This is a genomic window from Sphingobacterium sp. UBA6317 (genome assembly GCF_002440385.1).
Lineage (GTDB): Bacteria > Bacteroidota > Bacteroidia > Sphingobacteriales > Sphingobacteriaceae > Sphingobacterium > Sphingobacterium multivorum.
Genome location: NZ_DJTD01000035.1, coordinates 64249 through 88681 on the forward strand (window position 1 = coordinate 64249; position 24433 = coordinate 88681).

Consider the following 24433-nt stretch of genomic DNA (forward strand, 5'->3'; position numbering starts at 1 on the left):
ATATAGGATGCCAGCATGATTTATTTAAACCGGGCTTGCGAGTTCACGAAGTAAATCGGAAAGCTTCCTTATACATGAAATATTATAGATGAGAGATTTATTTATAAAAAAAGCGGGTTTTTATATCGCGATTATAGGTCTTCTTGTAGTCGGCTGTACCAAGGCGAAAACAGACTATGAGGCCGAACGAGGAAATACTGTTGAAGAGAATATGGAGTTTAAAGAGGTTACAAGCCTTATTTCTTCAGGGTACAATATTCATATTGAAGCCCCGGGCGGGGTATTGTACCGCGGTTATAATGATATCCGCGTGAAAATCAATAAGCAGCAAAATAATGAACCTGTAGCCGTTTCCGCAGTCAAATTGCTGCCCATCCAAACCAATATGCAAGGAATGAAAATTGTTTGTCCAAACCAGTCCGTAATGGACCATACGTTGGATGGGAGCTACTTTTCGGGTTACAGTGTGTTTACAGATGAAAGTTCTGCAGCAGCAAACTGGAGTTTGGAAATCGATTTTAAAATTGGCGATCAGACTTTCTCTGCTGCACAGCATGTAACTGTAATGCCGCAGACCAATAAAAATCGTAATATAACCACCTTTACCGGGAAAGATGGCGAACACTATTTAATCGCCTTGATTGCTCCTTGGAAACCAAATGTTGCTGAAAATAAACTGGTCGCAGGTATTTATAAATTAGACACTGCGCAATTGTCTTATACAAGAGTCAACGGATACACCTTGCAGTTAGATCCGCGTATGCCAGAACCTTCGATGGGTAACCATTCTTCCCCCAATAATAAGGACTTGGTCCAACAGGCCAACGGATTGTACCAAGGTGTTGTCAATTACACCATGACAGGCAACTGGACGTTGAATTTTATTTTGGTCAACCAAAATGGAAGGGTAATAGCAGGAACTGAGGTACCCAAAGACTTTACACCTGGGGTAGAAGGGCGTAAAAGTGAGTTATACATCGACATTCTATTTTAGAGGCTATGAAGAAAATAAGTGTTATGCTCTTTATGTTGTCTTTGGGATGGAACGTACACGGACAAAACAATCCTATTACGCGCGATACCACGAGACGTCTAGCGGAGGTTACAGTCACCGCAGCTACTAAAAGGAGGATCGAAAACGATCTAAAGATGACAGTCTCCGTGGATGAATATTTGGCTTCTGCAAGTAATATCAGCTTCATCAAACGTGGTGCCTACGCTTGGGAACCCCTACTCAATAATATGAGTAGCGAGCGTTCGATAATTACGATCGACGGGATGCATGTCTTTGGAGCATGTACGGATAAAATGGACCCGATAACCTCTTATGTAGAAAGTAATAATCTTGCTGCCATCGATATTAAATCGGGGCAGGAGGGTAATCTGCATGGCGCTACGGTCGCGGGCAGTATAGATCTAAAAAGAAGGAATACCTCGTTTGGGCTGCAGAAAAAAATTGGCGGAGCCTATCAGACAGGTTTTGAATTCAATAATAAGCAGACGTTCAATCTTGGAAATTTATATTACTCGAGCGACAAATTTGTGGCAGATGGAAGTATTGCCTTCCGGAAGGCTGGAAATTATTATGATGGAAATGACGATGAAGTACGGCATTCGCAATATAATAAATTCAATGCGTCTTTGGGCTTGGCCTATAAAACAAGTCCGCTCTCTGCCGTTAGGGTGGATGCTATTTTTGATCGGGCAAAAGATGTGGGATTTCCAGCTTTACCAATGGACCTATCCTTATCCAGAGCGATCATCACTTCCGCTACATACAAACAGTTGTTTGAAGAGGGCTTGGTAAAAGTATGGGACACCAAAGTTTATTTTAATGCTGTTGAGCACTATATGGATGATACAACCCGTCCGGAGAATTTGGTCCATATGGATATGCCAGGCTGGAGTACGACCTACGGTCTTTTATCTAAAATTAATCTGCAGAAAGATCGTTATTCTTCGGAAATACAGGTAAATGCTTACGATAATCTATCGATAGCTGAGATGCGTATGTATCCGCAAGATCGATCCAAACAGACCATGTTTGCCTATAGCTGGCCATGGGTGACCACACGATTCGCGAGTGTAGCCATTAATAACTCGTTAGATCTTTCTGATATCAGTAGACTTGTCTTTGGGGGTTCATTGGGTTTGAACTATAACTATTCGAAATACGTTGAATTCAACTGGATCTTCCATCCGGGTTCTCCACAGAAGAAAAATAGAATTCTGCCGAGCCTACATGCTAGCTATCAGTTAAATATTGGTCAGTTTGACTTTTCTCTAGGAACAGGGTTTGGGCATCGTGCTCCTTCTGTTTCGGAAGCGTATGGTTACTACATCTATAACAGTTTCGATCGTTATGACTATATCGGAAATCCAAATTTAAAAAATGAAGTTTCTTATGAAGCCAATGCCAGTGCCGGATTTAAGACCGGAAAGCTAAGCATTGGGGCCAAGGCCAATTATTTCTTTATACAAGACTACATTATTGGCCGGATTTTGAGTTTGGGTAGCCCCATGAACTATCAATCGGTAGGCGTAAAAGGCTATACCTCTTTAGATCATGCGACGCTGTTTAATCTGGCACTCAATGCGCAATATCAAATTTTGCCAGGTCTAGATTGGAAAGCTATACTTACCTATGCCAGAGGGCAAGACAATATGGGCGGAAACCTGCCCTTTATACGTCCCTTAAGTTATCAAACATCAGTGCATTACCGATACAAAATGATCGGCGTGCAAACTTCAATGAACGGGGACTTTAGTCAAGTCAATTTTAGTCCTGAATACGGAGAGGACCAAACTGCATCCTATAAGATTTGGAATGTTTCGGCAGATTATAACTTCAATATTGGGAAATTAAATGCCGCGTTTCAGGTCGGTGCGGAGAACCTTTTCAATGAATACTATAGTACCTATGCGGATTGGGGAAATATACCACGCATGGGTAGGAATATCTTTACATCCTTAAAAATCAATTTTTAAATACCTTAGAACTTAAAAATAAAATGAAAAACAATGCAATTAAACTCCTGATGATCTCTTTGGTTATGGTTTCTTGTAGCAAAAGTGAAGACGTCGCTAACAGTGTTAACTTACATTTCAACAATACATTTAAAAATACAACAATTGTGCTGGGTAGTGCAGATTCCCCAGCTGCCACGACAAATACATCCGCCAGCGGACAACTGTATCAGTTTTCTGAGCTAAAGTATGTAATTAGCAATATCAGACTTATTGAAGCCGACGGGTCTGAGATCCCTTATAATGTAAATGACCTGGATAAAGGGGCTACAGTAATTGATCAGGCGAAAGCAGCAACTTTAAATTATGTACTGAGTAATATACCTGTTGGCGAGTATAAACAGATCAAATTCGGTTTGGGGGTAAAACAGGAAATAAATACGCTGGATCAACTGAGATTCCCAGTTTTCTATGCAACAGCAGGAGCAAATGATACTAAAATGCATTGGGAATGGGGGACAGGTTACCGATTTACGAAATTGGAGGGCTTTTATGGTGTTGATCATAAAGAGTTGTCTATTCACACAGGGAGTACGGTCAACGGTACAAACGGCGATGAATCCACTTATAAACAGGGCGTAGATGCTTACCGGGACATTACCTTGAATTTACCTTCCATAGTTACTGTTGGAAAAAGTATACCACAGATTAACATCAGGGCAGATTTCGATAAGCTCCTAAGCGGTAAAACGAATACCATCACCTTGGGGGCCAATAATGCTACACCTAGTATTCATTCAGCAGTGGAAATGGTGAAGTTTGTTGATAATCTTGGCGGCAACGGAAGCAGCGATACAGCAGGGATGTTCACTGTTGAAGGTGTTTCTAACTAAATATGATGTAAATGGCTATGATCTGGAATGCGATTGTAGCCATTTATGGAAAACACATTAGGCATAAAAGCGAACGGATGCTTTCTGCATCAGACTATTGTGTACATTTTGAATATTCATCAACCCTTGATAAAATTAATAGGATGAAAAAAGTCATCTTAATCCTGACCATTATAGTGATTGCTTTATCCTGTAGTAGGGATGATATTGTTGATTCTAAGCTGGAAGATAACCCTATAGTCACTTTCAACATTCCTGCGGATTTTCCGAGTCTAAACAATGCGTTTAAGAGCAATAAGCCAACAAAATATGGTGTTGAATTGGGGGGAAAGCTGTTTCATGAGAAAAGATTCAGTGGAAATAATACGATATCATGTGCCAGTTGCCATAACCCCGCATTGGCTTTTTCCGATGGAAAAATGCAGGCGGTAGGGATAGATGATCGTGTTGGATTTCGGAATACGCCGCCTTTGCAGAATTTGGCTTTTATGAAATTTTATAATTGGGATGGCAATATACTCGAACTGGAAAAGCAACCTTTAGTTCCAATTATCACGCATGAAGAGATGAACTCTTCTATCTTGGAGGTTATCGGCAAAATTAATGGGGATTTTGACTACAAAGTATTGTTCAAGAAGGCTTTTGGCGATGAGAATATTACACCTGAACGAATTTATAAAAGCATTGGACAATATGAGTATACCCTAATTTCAGCCGACAGTAAATATGACAAGGTAAAACGAGGTGAAGGGGAGCAATTCACTATTGAGGAAGAACGGGGGTATCAGCTGTTTAAATTGAAATGTGAAAGCTGCCATGCATCAGAATTATTTACCGATCAGAGTTTTAGAAATGTCGGGTTTCCGTTAAACAAACATCCAGATGAGGCCGGGCGAGCACGTATCACAGGTATTGATACAGACTATATGGCTTTTCGGGTACCTTCTTTAAGAAATGCGGAGTATACAGCGCCTTATGGAAGTTTTGGGCAGTTCCCAACGTTGAAATCTGTGCTGGATTATTTCGACAAGGGTGTTTTGGATGCAGCTAACCTTGATCCGATTTTGAAAGAAAATGGAAAAAGAATTCCTATGACAGAAGAAGAAAAGGAAGCGATCATCGCTTTTATTAAAACATTAAGTGATCCGAAATTTGTAGGCAAATAATGCTGATTTACGAATAGAAGAGATCAACCAATTGCTTCGTTTCCTTTACATCATGTACGCGGAGAATTTGTACACCTCTTTCGAGAAGTAGCGTATTTAAAGCAGTGGTGCCGTTTAAAGCTTCCTGGGCAGTGATTCCGATTTTTTTATAAATCATGGATTTACGGGATATTCCGCCCAAAATTGGTAATTCAAAGTAATGAAGTTCATTGACACGATAGAGTAACTCATAGTTTTGTTCCACTGTCTTTGCAAAACCAAATCCCGGATCAAGAATAATATCTTTCACCCCCATACTTCTTAGCGTCGCAATGCGGTCACCTAAAAAGGTGGCTACGTCAGTTACAATATCGTTGTAATCGGTTTTTTCCTGCATATTTTCGGGAATACCGCGCATATGCATGAGAATATACGGAACTTGATATTTTGCTACCGTGGCGAACATGTTATCGTCGAGTGTACCTCCCGAAACATCATTTATGATGTGCACTCCCGCATCGATTGCCGCAGCGGCAACGTCTGCCCTAAAGGTATCTATTGATAAAATTGCGTCAGGAAATGCAGTTTTAATCGCCCGAATAGCAGGAAGAGCTCGATCCATTTCCTCCTGTGATGAAATCAATGGAGCACCTGGACGTGAGGAATAGGCGCCAATATCAAGGATTTGAGCACCTTCAAGCAATAGCTTCTTGGCTTTCTCTACCGCAAGTTCGACGGTTGTATTGTCGCCACCATCATAAAATGAATCTGGAGTCACATTGAGTATCCCCATAATAATGGGCTTTTCGAAAGCCATTAAGGTACCATCGACCAGTATGGAATGACAGGGTGAAGGCTGGAATATTTTCATCAGAACAATGCTAGGCTTGGTGAGAAGGGCTTATTTGACAACCAAAACGCCGTCGGCAATAATGCTAATATCTTTTTTAGGTTGAGTAATCTGATCTATTTCAGCCTGTGATTTACCCAGATCCTTTGCCGCATGTTGTAACGACGCTACGGAAACTTCTTTTTTCTTCGCAATACCCTCGACAACAACCGTTTTACCGACAATGTCTGCTGGCATGAAGAAACCATAGTCCTTAAAACGAACGGTAATAGGCTCTTCACCTTCCCGTTGCAACGTCATGAAACAGCCTTTTTTCTTACATACCTCAACGACCTTACCGGCTACCTTTCCGTTGAATGCGTTCTTTTGCGTAAGTTCTTTTTCAAGCTTTGCTACTGAAATCGCATTGGACGCAGAGATTTCTTTCCCATATTTTACACCAGGTTTGGCGCCGGGAATATCCTTTTGCTGTGCCAAAGATATATTGGTAACAGCAAAGGCTAATGCAAAAAATAAAACGATCTTTTTCATGCTATTTTCTAATAAATTCAAATTTACCACTAGGGTCCAGCTTCATGACAGTAGATGATTTCCCATCTGTTGTTACGTTTCTGTCATAGGTAACAATATAGTCTACCCCATCCTTGATGGCATCCGATATTTCGTCAAAATCTTTTGCCGTTGGCTCACCACTGATATTTGCCGAAGTTGAAATGATCGGTTTGCGAAACCGTTGCAAAAGCTGTTCACAAAAAGGGTGTTTGACAATTCGAATGCCAATTGAACCGTCCTCAGCAATTGCATTGGGCGCAAGATTTTTGGCATTCGAATAGACAATTGTCAAGGGTTTTTCTGTATATTCAATAAGTTGATAAGCCACATCCGGGATTTCATTGACATAACTCGCTAATTGATTGTCGTTGTGTAAAAGGACGATCAGACTTTTGGATTTATCTCTTCCTTTTAGTTGGAAAACTTTCTCCACGGCTTCTGGATTGGTGGCATCACAGCCTATCCCCCAAATGGTGTCGGTGGGGTATAGAATTAATCCGCCGTTTTTTAACGTCTCCAAGGCCTTATTCAAATCCTCACGATCTACGAATGCACTCATCTTATCTTTATACTAGTTTTAACTTTATACAGCTACATTATGATCACGTAGTGCGTCATTTAATGAAGTCTTTTTGTCTGTAGACTCTTTACGTTGACCAATGATCAAAGCGCAAGGAACTTGGTATTCCCCCGCTGCAAATTTCTTGGTGTAAGAACCCGGAATAACAACAGAGCGGGCAGGTACATAACCTTTATATTCTACAGGTTCAGGTCCCGTAACGTCGATAATTTTTGTTGAGGCTGTCAATACAACATTGGCACCTAATACAGCCTCTTTTTCTACACGAATGCCTTCTACTACGATCGCTCTTGAACCGATAAAAACATTGTCCTCAATAATAACCGGGGCTGCTTGTACCGGCTCCAATACACCTCCAATTCCGACGCCGCCACTTAAGTGTACATGTTTCCCAATTTGCGCACAAGAGCCAACAGTTGCCCAGGTATCCACCATGGTACCTTCGTCTACATAAGCACCGATATTAACGTAAGAAGGCATCATAATCACTCCTTTAGCCAAATATGCACCTAAACGAGCGGAAGCTCCAGGTACAACACGTACACCTGTGTGCTTGTAGTCTGTTTTTAATTTCATTTTATCATGAAACACAAAAGGACCTGCAGTCATTTCGCGCATATCATTGATTGGAAAATATAAGATGACCGCTTTTTTTATCCAATCATTTACATGCCATCTTGTACCGATCATCTCAGCCACACGGATTTCACCGCTATCCAACTTCATGATAACAGCGCGGATCGCTTCTGTATATTCTTTATACTCCAATAATTGTCTATCTTCCCAAGCTTCCTCAATCAATTTTTTAAGTGGCTCTACCATATTATTTGTTTGCTTATTTGAATTAGTTTATTTTGATGTACAAACTTAGATAAAGTTGCAGTTAAAAGCAACTTTATCCATGGCTCCTTGTGCTTTAAGCATATATTTATAACGGAAATATGTTAATTTACCTGGAAGGGGCCCCGATAGTTTCTGAATATAATTATTTTTGTAAATATGGCTGGAACATCAGAAAAATTGAGAATTGATAAATATTTGTGGTCAATTCGCTTATTTAAGACAAGAACCTTGGCAACAGAGGCCTGTAAGGCTGGACGAGTAAAACTCAAAGGCCAAAATATAAAACCCTCTTATGAAGTTAAGATCGGAGATGTATACCATATCCAAAAGGGAATTGAAAAAAAAGTGGTGCAGGTGACAGGTCTTTTAGACCGTCGTGTTGACGCCAAGACTGCTGTTCAATTCTACGAAGATCAGACGCCTGTAGAAGAAACGGTAGGGTTTAAATCCGTATTTCATGCTCCTGTCCTAAAACGCGATCGCGGTACAGGGCGTCCTACGAAAAAAGACCGTCGTGAGATAGATGATTTACAATCTTCAGAATGGTGGGAGAAAGAAGATGAATAAGCTCAAGATAAGTGCTGTGATAATTGCGGGAGCCCTGTTGGCTATCTCCTGTAAGTCGTATAAAAAATCTGTAAACGTGACAGAGGGCGGATTTGTTTTGGCGATCCATGGTGGAGCGGGGACGATCTTGAAAAAGAATATGACAGATTCGATGGAACAAGCTTATCGGATTGTCTTAGAGCAAGCACTTCGTATAGGCTACCAAAAGTTGCAAGAAGGTAAATCCAGTTTGGATGCCGTCGAATCGGCTATCCATGTGATGGAAGACTCACCTTTGTTTAATGCAGGGAAAGGAGCGGTTTTTACACATGACGGACGCAACGAGCTGGATGCCTCCATTATGGATGGTAAATCCTTGGCTGCGGGCGCAGTTGCAGGAGTGACGACGATCAAAAATCCAATCTCAGCAGCAAAAGCGGTGATGGAACAGTCTGAGCACGTTATGATGGTGGGGAAAGGTGCCGAAGAATTTGCAAGAAAAGTGGGGCTAACCATCGTAGATCCTTCTTATTTTTGGACTAAAGCACGTTGGGATGCTTTGCAGAAAGTGAACAGGGAGGACAGTACGCAAACACAACTAGATCACGATCAAAAACAAAGCTCACGTTTAGGAATCATCAATAAGGATGCTAAATTTGGTACAGTTGGTTGTGTTGCTTTGGATAAAGCAGGTAACCTGGCCGCCGGTACATCTACAGGAGGGATGACAAACAAGAAGTTTGGACGTGTCGGAGATTCGCCAATTATTGGTGCTGGAACGTATGCGAACAATAATACCTGTGCTGTTTCCTGTACTGGATGGGGAGAATATTATATCCGCACCGTGGCTGCATATTCGGTGTCGGCTTTAATGGAATACAAAGGTGAACATGTTGATAAGGCGAGCCGGCAAGTGATCGATCGGATTGGTGAAATGGGCGGAAATGGCGGCCTGATCGCACTGGATAAAAATGGACATGTTGCTATGCCTTTTAATACTGCCGGGATGTACCGGGGTACCGTGACCAAAGACGGTAAGATAACAGTAGAAATTTATAAATAGCCAGCACAGCTGTTTTCATCATCATAATATATCCCAAGGGATCAATATAACATATTAACCCCTTGGGATAAATTTTGTTAACTATTTTTTATTGAACAGCGATTACGGCCTATACTATTTAAATTGCCGTCAGGTATTGTTCAATCTCATCAAATTGGATATCGCCATGGGAAGCATCATATAGACTTTCTTTTCCTTCAACAATCAGTATCTGAGGGGATTGATGTGTTACATTCCAACGTTGGGCAATCTCATTTGATAATGGACGGTAGCGCAAAAGATCTAAAAGATAGATTGCATAATCATGGTCTGACGTCGCAGACATACGCTCAAGACTGCGCTTAGCCATATTGCTGATACCACAAGTCGTGCTATGTTTAAAGATGGCTGCAACTTTATCAGATTGATAAAGCTCCTGTAACTGTTCCTCTGTATTTAATTCTATCCAGTTAATCATATTATAGTTCTGTAAATTTTTTCTGTTCTACTTGTACAAAAGACGAAATAGCGGAGAATATACAACTCTTTTGGTCATTGCTTGTCGAATTGAAGAAACTAGGTAAACGTATACCATCGCCAATCTCCTTATATTTGCTCACTTCATAAGTGTTTTTTTCGCCCTTATCTGTGTATTCGTAACGTACAATCTCACCGGTATTTTGATCAATGTAAAGCAAACCATCCATCTTTGAACCAAAGATAGGGCCTGACGAGCTGATAGTTGCTATCGTTAATTTTTGTCCAGCGCTGAAACTTTCCTTCTGACTTTTTAGCTGCACATTCTTCTGTCCGATCAAGGTGGGTAAAAGTAGTAGATTGAGATCCGAAAATAGCTGGTTTTTAATTGACTTTTTTAGCTCTGGCCCATCTCCAGCTATATTCCCTTCAATAAAGAGTTTATCGGCCCCTGGATTCTTAAAATTAAACAGATAGGTCACCTGATCTGTGGCGCTATAGCCGTCAAATCGACATGCTCCGGTGCTGCGATTGAACAAGAATTTTCGCTCTTCTTTTGACAATTGGTCGGAGATGGTATTTCCCTTTGCTGAGAATGCCAAATATTGCAAAGAATCCCATTTTTCCTGGCCACCAATACTTTGCCAAATCTGCTTGTTTAGACTATCGTCTTGCGCCACTAGATCCAGCTGACAGAATAACGTCAGCATAACGACCAAGAGTACATTCGATAATGTTTTCATAATCCTATTTTTTTAAGAAACAATCATCAAGTAAGCCGTATCAAAATTGATCGGGATAAACTTCATCATTGCGTCATTGTCTATAAAACTATCGATTGTTGTACATCTGATTTACAATACAATCAAAACAATTCAATAACAATTTATTCCAGTGAAAAAATAAAAATCGATTAATAAGATAACTGAATATGTTATTAATCGATTTGTATAAAATATAAGTAACTGAGTAATAAGCTGTGCTCAGTAATACTTTTCATCATTGAATGGTAGGCAAAATTAATACCAAACTAGAATTTTTTGGCAATATGAGCCATTTGTATTGCTGTAATAGCAGCTTCTTCACCTTTGTTGCCATGTTTTCCACCAGCACGATCCAATGCTTGCTGAAGGTTATCAGTAGTTAATACACCAAAAATGGCCGGTTTATTGTATTTGAGCCCTACATTGGCAATGCCATTTGCAACTGCATCGCAGATAAAATCAAAGTGTCTCGTCTCACCCTGAATGACGCAGCCTAAACAAATAACAGCATCAAAATTCTGGTTTCTGAACACAAGATCTGCTCCCGAAATTAATTCGAAACTTCCAGGAACCTCGATGACTTGGATATTTTTTTCTTGAGCGCCATGCTTCTCTAAGCCTGTAATTGCACCATTCAATAATGCACCTGTGATTTCTGCATTCCATTGTGCAACAACGATTGCAAATTTGAATGGACTTGCATCCGCAACCTGAATATGCGAAAAGTCGGATAAATTTTTAATGCTACTTGCCATAATAGGAACAAAGATAGTGATTTTAGATGGTCACAAAAAAAGAGGCTATCAAATAGCCTCTTTTTAGTATATTTTTATAATTATTCTATTATAAATGTGCTTGTACACGGCCTAATAAACCATCAATTGTTGAAGCTTCTTGGCTCTCCGGAAAATCTGTTTTAATCTTTTTGTAAGCTGTCTCTGCACTTTTGTAGTCATTTTGGGCTTCATATACAAGTCCTAGTTTTTTCAAAAAGAGTGGAGTTGTATACGAGTTGCTTGATTTTTCAGAAGCCTGCTTATAGTAGTCTGCAGCTTTTTTGTAGTCTTTTAATTCTGAATAAGCATCACCTGTTAAACCAATTACGAGTGGATCTAGAATTTGACTTCCTGTCGGAGCATATTTTTCAAGCGCTTTTGCAGCTTCATCGAATTTACCTTGACGCAAATACAAACCTCCTAAATATGCGTTTGCAATATTTGCGGATTTTGTATTGGAATATTCGTCCGCAATTTGTTTAAATCCAAGAAATGCACCATCGCCCATGATTGCTTTGCTTTGTAACGAATCAATTGTAGCAAGCTGTTCTGCTTTGTACATACGATTCGAAGCTTCTTCTGCTCTTGGATCTAGATAAAGCTTTTGATAACCAAAATAAAGTAAGATCAATACAACGATACCACCTAAAATGAACACGACACTTTTTTGGTTATCTTGAAAAAAAGATCCTTTTGAAGGTTTGAAACCTTGATTTGTATTATTTGTGTTTTTAGACATTACTAATCAGTAAAATATGGATTGCAAAAATACACTTTTCGAGCAAATTTGCAAGTGTTTTGCAAATTTTAACGTGAATTAACTTTGGTTTTCCGACTCATTCGATAGTTCAATTTCCTTATCTAGCTGTTCGTAGATGGAGTTTTTACTTTTGAATTCAGGTACAATAATTTTCATTTGATAGACAACTTCGTTTTTGTTCTGCGTCGCTAAACGCTGTTGCAATTCTCCGATTTTCATACACACCCTATCATAATTATTTTCTCTGACTTTGGCGATCATGATTTTCTCGTGGTGCGTCGGTAAGGTATTCTCTAAATCATTTAGTAATTCCTCATATAGTTTTTCACCAGGCCTTAATCCCGTGAATTTTATTTCAATATCTTCATTCGGTTTAAATCCCGAAAGGCGAATCATTTTTTTAGCTAGCTCTACTATTTTTACAGATTTACCCATATCAAAGACAAAAATTTCGCCACCTTGTCCCATTGTTCCAGCTTCAAGGACTAGTCGGCATGCTTCGGGAATGGTCATAAAATACCGTGTAATTTCTGGATGAGTAACGGTTACAGGGCCACCTTTCTGAATCTGGTCCCTGAATCGGGGGATAACAGATCCATTGGAGCCTAAGACATTGCCAAAGCGTGTTGTTATAAATTTGGTGTGAACACTTGCCCCCAATGTATTTTCCAAATGATTGTTTAACGATTGTACATAGATTTCTGCGATACGTTTTGTCGCCCCCATGATATTCGTGGGATTTACAGCTTTATCGGTAGAGACAAAGACAAATTTTTCAACCTGAAATTCTACGGCTAAATCCGCCAAATTCTTTGTTCCCATAACATTGGTCTGTACCGCTTCCAAAGGATGGTTTTCCATCATTGGCACATGTTTGTATGCTGCCGCATGATAAACATAGTGCGGCTTGAACGTGTCAAAAAGCAATTGCATCCTTTTTGTACTTCGGACGTCTGCTATATAAGTATGATAGACTTGATTTGGGAATTCATCTTGAAGGTCAAGCTGGAGATTATGTAAGGGGGACTCTGCTTGGTCACAAAGAATAATCATCTGGGGCTCGTATCTTCCCAATTGGGTTGCAATTTCACTTCCGATAGAACCGGCTGCTCCAGTAACAAGGATTCTTTTGCCCTTCGTCTGGCTTAAGATGTGGTCGTCGTTAATCTTGATCGGCTCCCTTTCCAACAAATCTTCAATTTTTATTTTCTGAATCTGATTGGGGTTAAGGTCGCCATTCATGATCTTTTTAACGGGCGGAAGTGTTAAAATATTGACGTTTTTTTCGAGCGCGACATCTGTTATTTCATTTTTGCGGTCCGAAGGGATGTTGTGTGACGCGATGATGACCTCTTCAATATTTAGTGTGTTGATGAGGTGGCTAAACTTTTGAGAAGAGTAAATTTTGGTCCCATCAATTACTTTGTTGATTTTTTGATCATTATCATCCAAGAATCCTACAATAGCATTTTTGGAACGTACATCATGGTCTAAGGTTCTTTTTACAGCAATCCCCAAATCACCAGCTCCGTAGATCAGTGTTTTTTTTCTGGAACCGTTGACTTTTTTGGTGTATAGAAAGAAAATCTTAATAATTGTTCTATATACAGTTAAAATAAGAAAGGAGAATAGGGCAAAGAAGATAATGAGTGCCGTTGGAATGTTGCGCTCGATTTCATTTGCTTGGATAACTAGTTTTATAACGAGGAGAACAAACACACTGAATGTTATCGTTGATAATATACGTATGGAATCGATGGCGCTTGTGTAACGCACGATCCCAGTATACATTTTAAAGAGATAGAACGACAAAGAACATACACCGATAAATAAAATGTAACGAATGCTAAAATCAATATCGAGTAAAAAATCGAAATTAAAATCATAATAAATGACATTTGCGAGGAGATAAGCGACGGATACACTAAAGATGTCCAATAAAAAAATGATCCACCGTGGCACTATATTGACTTTACTGAGCATGGTATTATATCTGATTAATTTAAAACAAATGTAGATAAATTTGTTTCATTCCAAAGCTGTGCCAAACCAAATTTATCTTCGTTTGATAAGATTGATTATTTGTTGTAATTTTAGCTAACGATCAATTTTACAAGATGAATGAGTTAGGAAAGCTTGCGAGTCAGGCTATGATTTCTCCAAAAGAGATGCTGTTTGAGAAGAAAAAGAATGCAAAAAGTTTATTTATTGGCATTCCAAAAGAAATCTCGCTTCAGGAAAAGCGAATTTGCCTGACACCATTAGCGGTTGCATTATTGGTAGAAAATGGGCACGAAGTAATCATTGAGACGGGAGCAGGAGCAGGAGCCAATTTTTTGGATCACCATTATAGTGAGCAGGGAGCCCGTATTGTATCTTCAAGAGAAGAAGTGTACCAAGCGGATCTGATCATCAAGGTAGGCAGCCCTGTAATTAGTGAAGTCAAGCTGATGAAAGAAAGACAGCTTTTATTATCTTCTCAGCAACCTTCACTTATGAACTTGGATGTCTTAAAGGCATTAATGCATAAAAAAATTACCGCAATTTCTTACGAATATTTAAGAGATGAGGGCGGTTGCCTAGCTGTGGTTCGTGCTATGAGTGAAATCGTAGGGGCGACGGCAACTTTAATTGCTGGAGAGTATCTGAGCAATGCATTTGGAGGCAAGGGACTGATGCTCGGCGGCGTTACCGGGGTAGCCTCGACCGAAGTTGTTATTATCGGCGCAGGGACCGTTGGTGAACAAGCTGCTCGGACGGCTTTGGCGCTAGGAGCAGAGGTAAAAGTATTTGATAATTCGATTTATAAACTTAGACGCCTACAAAATAACCTGGGTAGTCGTGTGTTTACATCTGTTATACAACCTATTATTTTAAACAAAGCCGTGATCAGTTCAGACGTTGTTATCGGTGCTTTACGAGCGCTTAATGGACGTTCCGCTTGCGTGATTTCGGAAGAGACCGTTTCTAAAATGAAACCCAATTCCGTTGTTATAGATGTAAGCATTGATCAAGGTGGTAATTTTGAGACTTCGGAGGTGACCTCTCACGATAAACCTATCTTTCGGAAATTTGATGTTATTCACTATTGTGTTCCTAATATAGCGTCTCGGGTAGCGCGAACAGCCACCTATGCCATGAGCAATATCTTCACTTCGATTTTGCTCGATTTCGCTGAACTCGGGGGATTGAAAAATGCCATTTGGAAGAACCCTGGTATTCGAAGTTCCATTTATTTGTATCAAGGTAATCTGACGAATATAGATATGGCCTCCAGGTTTAATATGACAGCAAAGGATTTAGATTTATTAGTCGTCTCTTCGTTATAAATTCTAAGCGTATCCAGCTGCTTCTTGATCTACTCCATGCAGATGTTGCATGTAAAATGGAAGGATATTTCTAGTAAATATAATTTTGCGATCTTTTTTAAATGTTATTTAAATGAAAAAAGTTTTTATGATTTTATGTTCCTTGATCTCGCTTGTTAAAGCGCAGGAGGCAATCAACCTTTATGCAGATTCTATTCCAAATGCGACTGATAAAGAGCAGGTAAATTTAGAAAAGAACGTCCCCAAGCTATTTGCCTATACAGCAGATAAAAGTGTCGATAAAAATATCGCCGTACTGGTTATTCCTGGGGGCGGGTATGCTCATATCGCAATGGATCATGAGGGACATGCCGTTGCTAAAGAGTTGGTGAAAAATGGGTATTCGGCATATGTTTTGCAATATCGATTGCCTTCGCCGAATATCATGCGTGACAAATCTATAGGGCCTCTTCAGGACGCGCAGCGGGCAATGCAATTGATCAGAACCCTGCACCCCGGACTTCGAAAGGTGGGGGTTATCGGATTTTCCGCAGGCGGACATTTGGCTTCCACTTTAATAACGAAGTTTAAGAAAGACTATATAGTGAATCCTTCACATGTATCCCTAAGACCTGATTTTGCTGGATTAATTTATCCTGTAATCTCTATGCAAAATGATATCACACACAAAGGTTCGCGTATAAATCTCATCGGAGAAAACCCTTCAGAAGACCAAATCAACCTTTTTTCTTCCAATTTGCAGGTATCTCCTGAAGTTTGTCCGGTTTTCTTTGTACATGCCAAAGACGATACAGCTGTACCGATAGAAAACAGTTATAGAATGATTGCTGCTCTGGACAAGTCAAAAGTACCCAACAAGCTTTATACCTTTGAGCAAGGGGGACACGGTTTTGGATTAATTAACAAAACTTCGGATAAGTTATGGTTTGACGCATTTTTATCTTGGCTTGATACACAGGACTAAGCTATGCAATTAATGGTCAAAAGAGATCCAGTGGGATATTGTTAGGTCAACAGCCTGTTGTTTTTGTGGAATTATTTGCGATGTAATAATCGCATGTAAGTTAATCTCATTATTGCTGACGACGATTTCATAATAAAAACCTCTGAATCGGACATCTTTCACAAAAAAAGTAGACTGCTCAGCAGGACTGATTGAGATCCATTCTTGATGTATCGCGATTGGTTTTTCGCTTGCTATGCCTAAATTTTGAGCTTGCTCAACCTGTAATATATTGCTTTTTGCCAATAATTGGGCAGTATAAGGGTGCGATGGATTGCTGTACAACACATGTGGGTTGTTTTGATCCAGGATTTTGCCAGATTTCATCACAATAAGATTATCTGCCAGGGCAAGTACTTCCGTCGGATCGTGTGAAACTAAAATGACGGTTAGCCCGGTTTCTTTAACAATATCCTTGATGTCCTGTTGTAAGGTATCCCTAAAAGAGGCATCGACCTGATTGAATGGTTCATCCATAAGTAAGACTTCAGGCTCGTTGATTAGTGCACGACAGATTGCGACGCGTTGTTTTTCTCCGCCACTGATGTCGGCTACTCTTTTTTTAGCGAGGTGATCAATCCGTAGACGTTGTAATATTTCCGCAGTTTTGTCTTGTTTGCGTTTGATATCTGTGTTTGGCAATTGGGAAGCAACATTATCCCATACATTGGCATACGTATTCAAATCGTCAAAGCCTTGCGAGACTAATTTCATGGCATCATGTCCGGGGATCAGCTTGTCCTTGCGCGTCGGGACCTGCCAACCTTTATAGCGCACAATGCCACCAGTTGGTTCCAAAAGACCGTATATAAGTCTAAGCAAGGTACTTTTTCCACTACCAGATTCACCAATGATCGCTGTTATTTTTCCTTCGTCGATATCGAAAGAACTATTTTCAACAGCAAACTGCATATTGTTCTCATGAAAGGAAAAGCTCAAGTGTTCGGCATGTATAGCCGCTAATCCGGGCACATGGATATCAGTTGGAATATATTGACAAGAGGATGAATGAGCCATAGTAGGGAGTCGAAAAAAAGGTAGTTAACGAATAGAAATTTGACGTGTTGTTGCATCTAGGATGCTAATATGTATCTCTTTTGCTTCTTCAGGAAGTAAGTTGGGGATTTTCTCCGGCCACTCAACAAAGCAATAAGCACCGGAATAGAAATATTCCTCATAACCAAAATCGAATGCCTCCTGTTCATCTTTAATGCGGTAAAAATCAAAGTGATATACGGGGCCAGCTGGAGACTCATATTCATTAACAATGGAGAATGTTGGACTAGATGTACTATCTTGTACATTCAATTGTTTACACAGGTGTTTTACAAAAGTTGTCTTTCCTGCTCCCATGGAACCATATAATAGAAAAATCCGGTCCTTTGGAAAACTATTTAAAAGTGTCTGAGCCGCTTGAGATAGATCTGCTGTGGTATTTACAATAATTTCCATGTTGCAAAATTACTATTTCGGTAGGTATGTCGCAAAGGGGATAATCATTTCTTCCAGCGATATTCCACCATGTTGGAATGTTCCATTAAAGTAATTGACAAATTGATTGTAGTTGTTAGGGTAAACAAAATACGAATCTTCTTTGGCAAAAACGTATGTTGAACTTACATGAAGTTTAGGCAGCTGTGCCTCGTGGGGATTTTTGATAGCAAAAACATCTTTGTCAATATAGTTCAGGTTTTTCCCTTGCTTATATCTCAAATTTGTATTTGTGTTGCGGTCACCAACTATTTTACTTGGTTTTTTTACCCGGATCGTGCCGTGGTCGGTTGTAATGATCACACGAACTTTCTTTTGAGAGAGCCATTTTATAACCTCTAATAAAGGTGAGTGTTCAAACCATGACAATGTAAGCGAGCGATATGCCGCTTCATCGTTTGCTAATTCACGAATCATAGAGCTGTCTGTACGTGCGTGAGAAAGCATGTCAACAAAGTTATACACCAATACATTCAGTTGATTGTGCATCAAATTACCAAGATTGTCTAACACATCCTTTCCTTGTTCCAGGGTCAAAATTTTCGTGTAGGAGTGTTTTATGGACTTGCGGTAAAGTCGTTTGATCTGATCTTCCAAAAATTTATCCTCATATAAATTCTTGCCGCCTTCATCTTCATCGTTTTGCCATAATTTCGGAAAGCGTTTTTCCATTTCCAGTGGAGTTAAGCCACTAAAGATGGCATTTCTAGCATATTGTGTTGCTGTTGGTAAAATACTGTAATAGGTTATCTCCTCCTCAAGTCTAAAATAATCGGTAATGACCTCATTGATAATTTTCCATTGATCGAAACGCAAATTGTCTATTAGAAAGAAAAATGTCGGAATATGATCTTCTATGGTCGGAAATACCTTCTTCTTAAATAGCTGGTGGGATAGAATGGGCGCGTTTTCGGGACGATTAATCCATTGTATATAGTTGTTTTCAATAAATTTTGAGAATTGCATGTTTGCTTCGGATTTTTGCATCGTCAGAATTTCATGCATATTGTTATCTTCAAGCTTTTCGAGAGACAATTCCCAGTAGACCAATTTTTTGTAGACTTCTGACCATTGATTGAAATCCAAATTGTCATTTAGAATCATCCCTAAATTGCGGAAGTCTTGTTGATAGGCCATGGATGTTTTCTCATTGACAAGACGCTTGTTCTCCGTTAATTTTTTAATTGTCATCAAGATCTGCTTGGGGTTGACCGGCTTGATCAGATAATCATCTATTTTGGAGCCGATGGCATCTTCCATGACATGTTCTTCTTCGTTTTTTGTAACCAGAACAACAGGGACAGTAGGGTTGATCGATTTGAGTATAGCAAGTGTTTCGAGCCCGGTTAGCCCAGGCATATTTTCGTCTAGGAAAACGAGGTGGAAAAAACCATTCTTAAAGGCTTCAACGGCATCATTTCCATTGTTGACCGTGTCAACTTTGTAACCTTTGCTTTCTAAAAATAATATGTGTGGTTTTAGAAAGTCAATCTCATCGTCAGCCCAAAGGATATGTGTTTTTTGCATCTTGTTATTATATGTCTATTAGTAGAGGGGAGGATCGGATTTTCGATCTCATGCTAACATAAGCAAATATCGTGCTTTAGATTTTATTTTTAACATTTCTTAACGGTGAACTAACTATCTTTGTTTTAAGTTTATACTAGTGTTACCCAAGGCTTCGTAATTAAAGCGCTCGGTTTCATAATTTATAGTGTTGATGATCGTATTAATTTGTCGCCACGTTGAACAAAAATAAAATTATTAATGATCCGGTATATGGATTTGTCGCTATTCCTACAGGATTGGTCTTCGACTTAGTGCAACATCCTTATTTTCAAAGGCTCCGCTATATTAAGCAGGTGAGCATGACGCATCTTGTCTATCCCGGAGCTTTACATACTCGTTTTCAGCACGCCATAGGGGCGATGCATTTGATGTCAATGGCTTTGGAAACTTTGCGGAGTAAAGGTGTCATCATTTCTGCGGATGAAGAGGAGGCTGTTCTTTCGGCAATTTTACTGCATGATATCGGTCATGGTCCTTTTTCCCATTCTTTGGAGCATAGTTTGATTGAAGGAGTTTCACATGAGTTATTGTCCTCCCTGTTGATGGATCGTATCAACCAGGATTTGGACGGAAGGTTAAGCTTGGCAATTACAATCTTTAACAATAAATATGAACGCAGATTTCTCCATCAATTGGTGTCGAGCCAATTGGACGTTGATCGAATGGATTACCTCAATAGAGATAGTTTTTTTACCGGTGTATCGGAAGGCGTGATCTCATTTGATCGTATCATAAAAATGCTCAATGTCGTGGCGGATGAAATCGTGGTGGAATATAAAGGGCTGTATTCTGTGGAGAAATTCCTGATTGCACGACGGCTCATGTATTGGCAAGTCTATTTACATAAGACCGTTATCGGTGCTGAACAATTATTGATTAAAATTCTGCAGCGGGCAAAATATTTAACGGCTACTGGTCATAAGCTCTTTTCTACCCCGGCTTTTCATTGGTTTTTAAGCCAGCAGGTCAACAAAACTAATTTTTTGGATGATCCGTTACATTTGGATTGGTTTACTCGTTTAGATGATACGGATATTATGTCTGCGATAAAAACATGGGAACATCATGAGGATTCTATTTTAAGTACAATGTGCCAGCGCGTTATGAAACGTAATCTATATCGCTCTGTCATGAGCAATAAACCATTCTCGCCAGCATATGTAGATTTAGTGAAATCGAAAGTACAAGCTGAGCTGGGTGTGGCTCAGGAGGATATTCATTATTATGTATTTATGCAGGAAATTCAAAACCGTGCCTATAATTCTTCCAAGGATCAAATAAAAATATTATTGAAATCCGGTGAGCTCGTGGATATAACAGAGGCTTCTGATCTAGGGAATTTAGAAGCACTATCGAAAAATGTGGCTAAATACGCCTTATGTTATCCAAAAGAGGTGGGATATGTTGCAATTACTTCCATCAAGTAGTTATTTTTTAATAAAAAAACATAGATTTGTACCATGCAATTTACTGCTCAACAAATAGGGACATTATTAGAAGGACGGATTGAAGGAAATCCAGAAGTTACTGTAGGTAACCTTGCCAAAATTGAGGAAGGTAAAAAAGGCGATCTTTCTTTTTTGTCAAATCCAAAATATGAGCATTTTATTTATACTACTGACGCCTCGATTGTAATTGTGAATGAAGATTTACAATTGACCCAAGCAACTAAGCCGACTTTAACGATCATACGGGTGAAGAATGCATATGCTGCTTTCTCTACTATTCTGAATATGTATAATGAGTTCCGTCTTGACAAAAGCGGACGTGAGGAGCCTCATTTTATACATACTGAAGCGGAGATCGGCCAAGGAGGTTATATCGGTGCATTTGTATATATTGGACGCGGAGCTTCCATTGGAGATAACGTGAAAATTTACCCACAGGTCTATATTGGCGATAAAGTAACGATTGGAGATAATACAACACTCTATCCAGGGGTGAAGATTTATCATGATTGTAAGATTGGGAAAAATGTCGTCGTACATTCTGGTGTTGTGATCGGATCGGATGGATTTGGATTTGCACCACAAGAAGACGGAACATATAAAAAAGTACCTCAGATTGGTTATGTGCAAGTGGAGGATAATGTTGAGATCGGCGCCAATACAGTAATCGATAGAGCAACAATGGGTGCTACAATCGTGCGTGATGGTGTTAAGTTGGATAATTTGATTCAAATTGCACATAATGTTGATATTGGAAAGAATACTGTGATCGCAGCGCAAACAGGTATTTCTGGTAGCTCAAAAATTGGAGAACATGTGGTTTTAGGAGGCCAGGTTGGGGTTGTTGGTCATATTGTTGTTGCAAAGGGCTCTCAAATCCAGGCGCAATCAGGAGTGAATAGATCGATTAAAGAAGAAGGTAAAAAGTGGGGCGGTACACCGGTGATGCCTTATCAGCCCCAATTGCGTTCTAATGTGATTTTTGCACGCCTCCCTGAGTTGGAAAAACGAATCCAAGAGTTAGAAAAGTTAGTAGAAAAAAAATTGAAATAATTATTTTTCATTGAAAATAAACTGTTCTTTAATGGTGATGAAATAAGCATTCCAGGCACGGCTATGGCAACATCGATGTAGCTTAAGGGATAAATGTTTTGTCAAAAGAAGTTTTGATTTAAAAATATGTTATTAGAAATGAATGTAAAACAGCGAACCATCAAAAACGAGGTTGAAATTTCGGGGGTAGGTCTTCATACAGGGAAAATTGTATCGATGACGATCAAGCCAGCTCCGGAAAATCACTGGTTTAAGTTCAGACGTGTAGATTTAGCGGGACAACCAGAAATTTTGGTTGATGCGGATAATGTGACGGATACCTCCAGAGGGACGACAATAACGCAGAATGGAGCAAGTGTGAGTACAATTGAACATTTGATGGCATCGTTAATTGGTTTACAAATCGATAATGTGCTGATTGATATTGATGGCCCTGAAATACCCATACTCGATGGTAGCTCAGCTATTTTTGTGAAGTTGCTGGAGGAAGCGGGATTTGAAGAACAAGATGCTGACCGGGATTATTATGAGATATCCAATAATATCCATTATGCAGAGCCAGATCGCAAAGTTGAAATACTGGGTATGCCGATGGACGGGTATCGTTTGACTTGTATGATCGATTTTAACTCGCCGGTGTTGGGAAGCCAACATGCCGCAATAACATCGATTGAGGACTTTAAATCAGAAATAGCCTCTTCACGTACGTTTTGTTTTTTACACGAATTGGAAATGTTGGTTGATCATGGCCTAATTAAAGGTGGTGATTTGAGTAATGCAATCGTTATTGTGGATAAGGAGACTTCTCCCGAGGAATTGCAGAAATTAGCGCATCTTTTTCATAAAGAAACCGTTGCAGTTGCTAAGGAAGGAATATTAAACAATAATCAATTGCGTTACCAAAATGAACCTGCTCGACATAAATTGTTGGACATGGTTGGAGATTTAGCACTTGTCGGAAGACCTTTGAAAGGGCATATTATGGCTGCACGACCAGGTCATGCAGCGAATGTGGCTTTTGCAAAAAAGATAAAGGAGCAGATCAAAAAAGATAAAACACGTAAAAAAATTAAAGTTTACGATCCCAATATGCCTGCATTATACGATACAGTAGAAATCATGAAGATTTTACCGCATCGTCAGCCCATGCTTATGGTCGATAAAATTCTTGAGTTGACGGAAACACATGTGGTGGGTTTGAAAAATGTTACCATGAACGAAGATCTATTTATGGGACATTTTCCTGGTGCGCCATTATTTCCCGGTGTTTTGCAGGTAGAGGCTATGGCACAGACAGGAGGAATTTTAGTGCTGAAGACGGTCCCTGATCCAGAGAATTGGTTGACCTTATTCCTTAAAATTGAAAATGCACGTTTTAAAGCGCAGGTAACTCCAGGGGATTCTGTTATTTTTAGATGCGACTTGATGGAGCCGATCCGAAGAGGTATCGCAAAAATGAAAGGTGTGGCTATGGTAGGAGAGAAAATTGTGTGCGAAGCGGAGCTTATGGCACAGATCGTAAGAGTAAATAACAACTAAAGTAGTATAGATGATACAGCCATTAGCTTATATTCATCCGGATGCAAAAATTGCTAAAAATGTGGTCATCGAGCCATTTGTAACCATTTATAAAGATGTCGTCATTGGCGAAGGCACTTGGATAGGATCAAATGTGACGATCATGGATGGAGCTCGAATTGGAAAAAACTGTAAAATATATCCCGGTGCAGTAATCTCTGGCGAACCTCAAGATTTAAAATTTGATGGTGAGATTACGACAGCCGAAATTGGAGACAATACAACCATTCGTGAGTGTGTAACAATCAATAGAGGAACTAAGGATAGGTATAGAACGGTCATTGGAAAAAATTGTTTGATCCAAGCGTATAGTCATGTTGCACATGATTGTGAAGTAGGTGATAATTGTGTTTTTTCGAACAACAGTACACTTGCTGGACATATTACAGTAGGCGATTATGTTGTACTTGCTGGGATGGTCGCTGTTCACCAATTTGTTAAAATTGGTTCGCATGCATTTGTTACCGGTGGTTCATTGGTACGTAAGGATATTCCACCTTTTGTTAAGGCCGCACGTGAACCGATTTCTTATGCGGGTATTAATTCTGTTGGATTGAGAAGAAGAGGATTTTCGGAAGAGCAAATTGCCGAGATTCAGAATCTTTATCGCATTCTTTTTGTTCAAAACAGAAATCTGGCTAAAGCAATAGAAATTATAGAAGCTGAATATCAGGCAACGGAAATCCGTGATGAAATTTTGGATTTTATTCGAAACTCAGGCCGGGGTATCATGAAAGGATTCAATAATAGAGCGATGTAGTCGCTTT

Annotated in this window: 24 protein-coding genes; 12 read left to right on the forward strand and 12 right to left on the reverse strand. The window is 39.6% G+C overall.

The genetic code is table 11. The features are described from left to right. Positions 1-88 precede the first annotated feature (88 nt). The 4 genes from B3E92_RS10655 to B3E92_RS10670 all read left to right on the forward strand — a co-directional run bounded on the left by B3E92_RS10655 (position 89) and on the right by B3E92_RS10670 (position 5026). Entirely contained in the window at positions 89-994 is a 906-nt protein-coding gene (locus B3E92_RS10655) for a hypothetical protein (protein ID WP_070561728.1), read from the forward strand. A gap of 5 nt (positions 995-999) precedes the next feature. Continuing rightward, the gene (locus tag B3E92_RS10660) at positions 1000-2988 is read left to right on the forward strand and encodes a TonB-dependent receptor plug domain-containing protein (protein ID WP_070561726.1); all 1989 of its coding nucleotides are present in this window, start codon (positions 1000-1002) and stop codon (positions 2986-2988) included. A 23-nt stretch (positions 2989-3011) separates the two neighbouring features. Beyond that, entirely contained in the window at positions 3012-3860 is an 849-nt protein-coding gene (locus B3E92_RS10665; protein ID WP_286896687.1) for an MbnP family protein, read from the forward strand. 143 nt (positions 3861-4003) lie between these two features. Further along, positions 4004-5026 (forward strand): cytochrome-c peroxidase, encoded by a 1023-nt coding sequence (locus tag B3E92_RS10670; RefSeq protein WP_070561808.1) that lies wholly within the window; start codon positions 4004-4006, stop codon positions 5024-5026. 7 nt (positions 5027-5033) lie between these two features. Here the strand turns inward: B3E92_RS10670 and folP are convergent, their stop codons facing one another. From folP to B3E92_RS10690, 4 genes are read right to left on the reverse strand one after another with little or no spacing between them, the layout of a single operon-like run. After that, a complete protein-coding gene (folP, locus tag B3E92_RS10675; RefSeq protein WP_070561722.1) occupies positions 5034-5876 on the reverse strand; it encodes a dihydropteroate synthase in 843 nt (280 codons plus the stop codon). 30 nt (positions 5877-5906) lie between these two features. Next, positions 5907-6386, reverse strand: coding sequence for a DUF4920 domain-containing protein (locus B3E92_RS10680; protein WP_070561720.1), 480 nt, complete (start codon positions 6384-6386; stop codon positions 5907-5909). Position 6387: 1 nt separating this feature from the next. Then, complete coding sequence (locus B3E92_RS10685; RefSeq protein WP_070561718.1) at positions 6388-6966, reverse strand: L-threonylcarbamoyladenylate synthase; 579 nt, start codon at positions 6964-6966, stop codon at positions 6388-6390. A 24-nt stretch (positions 6967-6990) separates the two neighbouring features. Beyond that, a complete protein-coding gene (locus B3E92_RS10690; RefSeq protein ID WP_070561716.1) occupies positions 6991-7809 on the reverse strand; it encodes a 2,3,4,5-tetrahydropyridine-2,6-dicarboxylate N-succinyltransferase in 819 nt (272 codons plus the stop codon). 177 nt (positions 7810-7986) lie between these two features. On the opposite strand from B3E92_RS10690, the gene B3E92_RS10695 reads away from it, so the two are divergent. After that, the gene (locus tag B3E92_RS10695; protein WP_070561714.1) at positions 7987-8397 is read left to right on the forward strand and encodes an RNA-binding S4 domain-containing protein; all 411 of its coding nucleotides are present in this window, start codon (positions 7987-7989) and stop codon (positions 8395-8397) included. Next, positions 8354-9439, forward strand: a complete 1086-nt coding sequence (locus B3E92_RS10700) for an isoaspartyl peptidase/L-asparaginase family protein (protein WP_286896690.1) — start codon at positions 8354-8356, stop codon at positions 9437-9439. Before B3E92_RS10695 ends, B3E92_RS10700 begins: the two co-directional genes overlap by 44 nt. 118 nt (positions 9440-9557) lie before the next feature. Here B3E92_RS10700 and ytxJ read toward each other — a convergent pair whose 3' ends face one another. From ytxJ to B3E92_RS10725, 5 genes are all read right to left on the reverse strand, one after another. After that, a complete protein-coding gene (gene ytxJ, locus B3E92_RS10705) occupies positions 9558-9896 on the reverse strand; it encodes a bacillithiol system redox-active protein YtxJ (protein ID WP_197084070.1) in 339 nt (112 codons plus the stop codon). A gap of 1 nt (position 9897) precedes the next feature. Beyond that, on the reverse strand, positions 9898-10638 hold the full coding sequence (locus B3E92_RS10710) for a hypothetical protein (protein WP_070561712.1): 741 nt from the start codon (positions 10636-10638) through the stop codon (positions 9898-9900). 287 nt (positions 10639-10925) lie between these two features. Continuing rightward, positions 10926-11414 (reverse strand): 6,7-dimethyl-8-ribityllumazine synthase, encoded by a 489-nt coding sequence (ribH, locus tag B3E92_RS10715; protein ID WP_070561710.1) that lies wholly within the window; start codon positions 11412-11414, stop codon positions 10926-10928. Between the two features lie 88 nt (positions 11415-11502). Then, complete coding sequence (locus tag B3E92_RS10720; RefSeq protein WP_312482079.1) at positions 11503-12093, reverse strand: tetratricopeptide repeat protein; 591 nt, start codon at positions 12091-12093, stop codon at positions 11503-11505. Between the two features lie 159 nt (positions 12094-12252). Then, the gene (locus B3E92_RS10725) at positions 12253-14178 is read right to left on the reverse strand and encodes a polysaccharide biosynthesis protein (RefSeq protein ID WP_070561708.1); all 1926 of its coding nucleotides are present in this window, start codon (positions 14176-14178) and stop codon (positions 12253-12255) included. A 134-nt stretch (positions 14179-14312) separates the two neighbouring features. Between B3E92_RS10725 and B3E92_RS10730 the strand changes: the two genes are divergently transcribed. Then, complete coding sequence (locus B3E92_RS10730; protein ID WP_070561706.1) at positions 14313-15524, forward strand: alanine dehydrogenase; 1212 nt, start codon at positions 14313-14315, stop codon at positions 15522-15524. 112 nt (positions 15525-15636) lie between these two features. Further along, the gene (locus B3E92_RS10735; protein ID WP_070561704.1) at positions 15637-16488 is read left to right on the forward strand and encodes an alpha/beta hydrolase; all 852 of its coding nucleotides are present in this window, start codon (positions 15637-15639) and stop codon (positions 16486-16488) included. Between the two features lie 9 nt (positions 16489-16497). Here the strand turns inward: B3E92_RS10735 and B3E92_RS10740 are convergent, their stop codons facing one another. From B3E92_RS10740 to B3E92_RS10750, 3 genes are read right to left on the reverse strand one after another with little or no spacing between them, the layout of a single operon-like run. Beyond that, entirely contained in the window at positions 16498-17544 is a 1047-nt protein-coding gene (locus B3E92_RS10740) for an ABC transporter ATP-binding protein (protein WP_070561701.1), read from the reverse strand. Positions 17545-17568: 24 nt separating this feature from the next. Continuing rightward, positions 17569-17979: a tRNA (adenosine(37)-N6)-threonylcarbamoyltransferase complex ATPase subunit type 1 TsaE gene (gene tsaE, locus B3E92_RS10745; protein WP_070561699.1), complete on the reverse strand. Its 411-nt coding sequence runs from the start codon at positions 17977-17979 to the stop codon at positions 17569-17571. 12 nt (positions 17980-17991) lie between these two features. Further along, positions 17992-19545 (reverse strand): bifunctional response regulator/alkaline phosphatase family protein, encoded by a 1554-nt coding sequence (locus B3E92_RS10750; protein ID WP_070561696.1) that lies wholly within the window; start codon positions 19543-19545, stop codon positions 17992-17994. A 218-nt stretch (positions 19546-19763) separates the two neighbouring features. On the opposite strand from B3E92_RS10750, the gene B3E92_RS10755 reads away from it, so the two are divergent. From B3E92_RS10755 to lpxA, 4 genes are all read left to right on the forward strand, one after another. After that, positions 19764-21014 (forward strand): HD domain-containing protein, encoded by a 1251-nt coding sequence (locus B3E92_RS10755; protein WP_070561694.1) that lies wholly within the window; start codon positions 19764-19766, stop codon positions 21012-21014. Positions 21015-21047: 33 nt separating this feature from the next. Then, positions 21048-22088, forward strand: coding sequence for a UDP-3-O-(3-hydroxymyristoyl)glucosamine N-acyltransferase (gene lpxD, locus B3E92_RS10760; RefSeq protein WP_046674769.1), 1041 nt, complete (start codon positions 21048-21050; stop codon positions 22086-22088). A 138-nt stretch (positions 22089-22226) separates the two neighbouring features. Further along, positions 22227-23627: a bifunctional UDP-3-O-[3-hydroxymyristoyl] N-acetylglucosamine deacetylase/3-hydroxyacyl-ACP dehydratase gene (locus tag B3E92_RS10765; protein ID WP_175441947.1), complete on the forward strand. Its 1401-nt coding sequence runs from the start codon at positions 22227-22229 to the stop codon at positions 23625-23627. A 10-nt stretch (positions 23628-23637) separates the two neighbouring features. After that, positions 23638-24426 (forward strand): acyl-ACP--UDP-N-acetylglucosamine O-acyltransferase, encoded by a 789-nt coding sequence (gene lpxA, locus B3E92_RS10770; RefSeq protein ID WP_070561692.1) that lies wholly within the window; start codon positions 23638-23640, stop codon positions 24424-24426. The last annotated feature ends 7 nt before the right edge of the window (positions 24427-24433 follow it).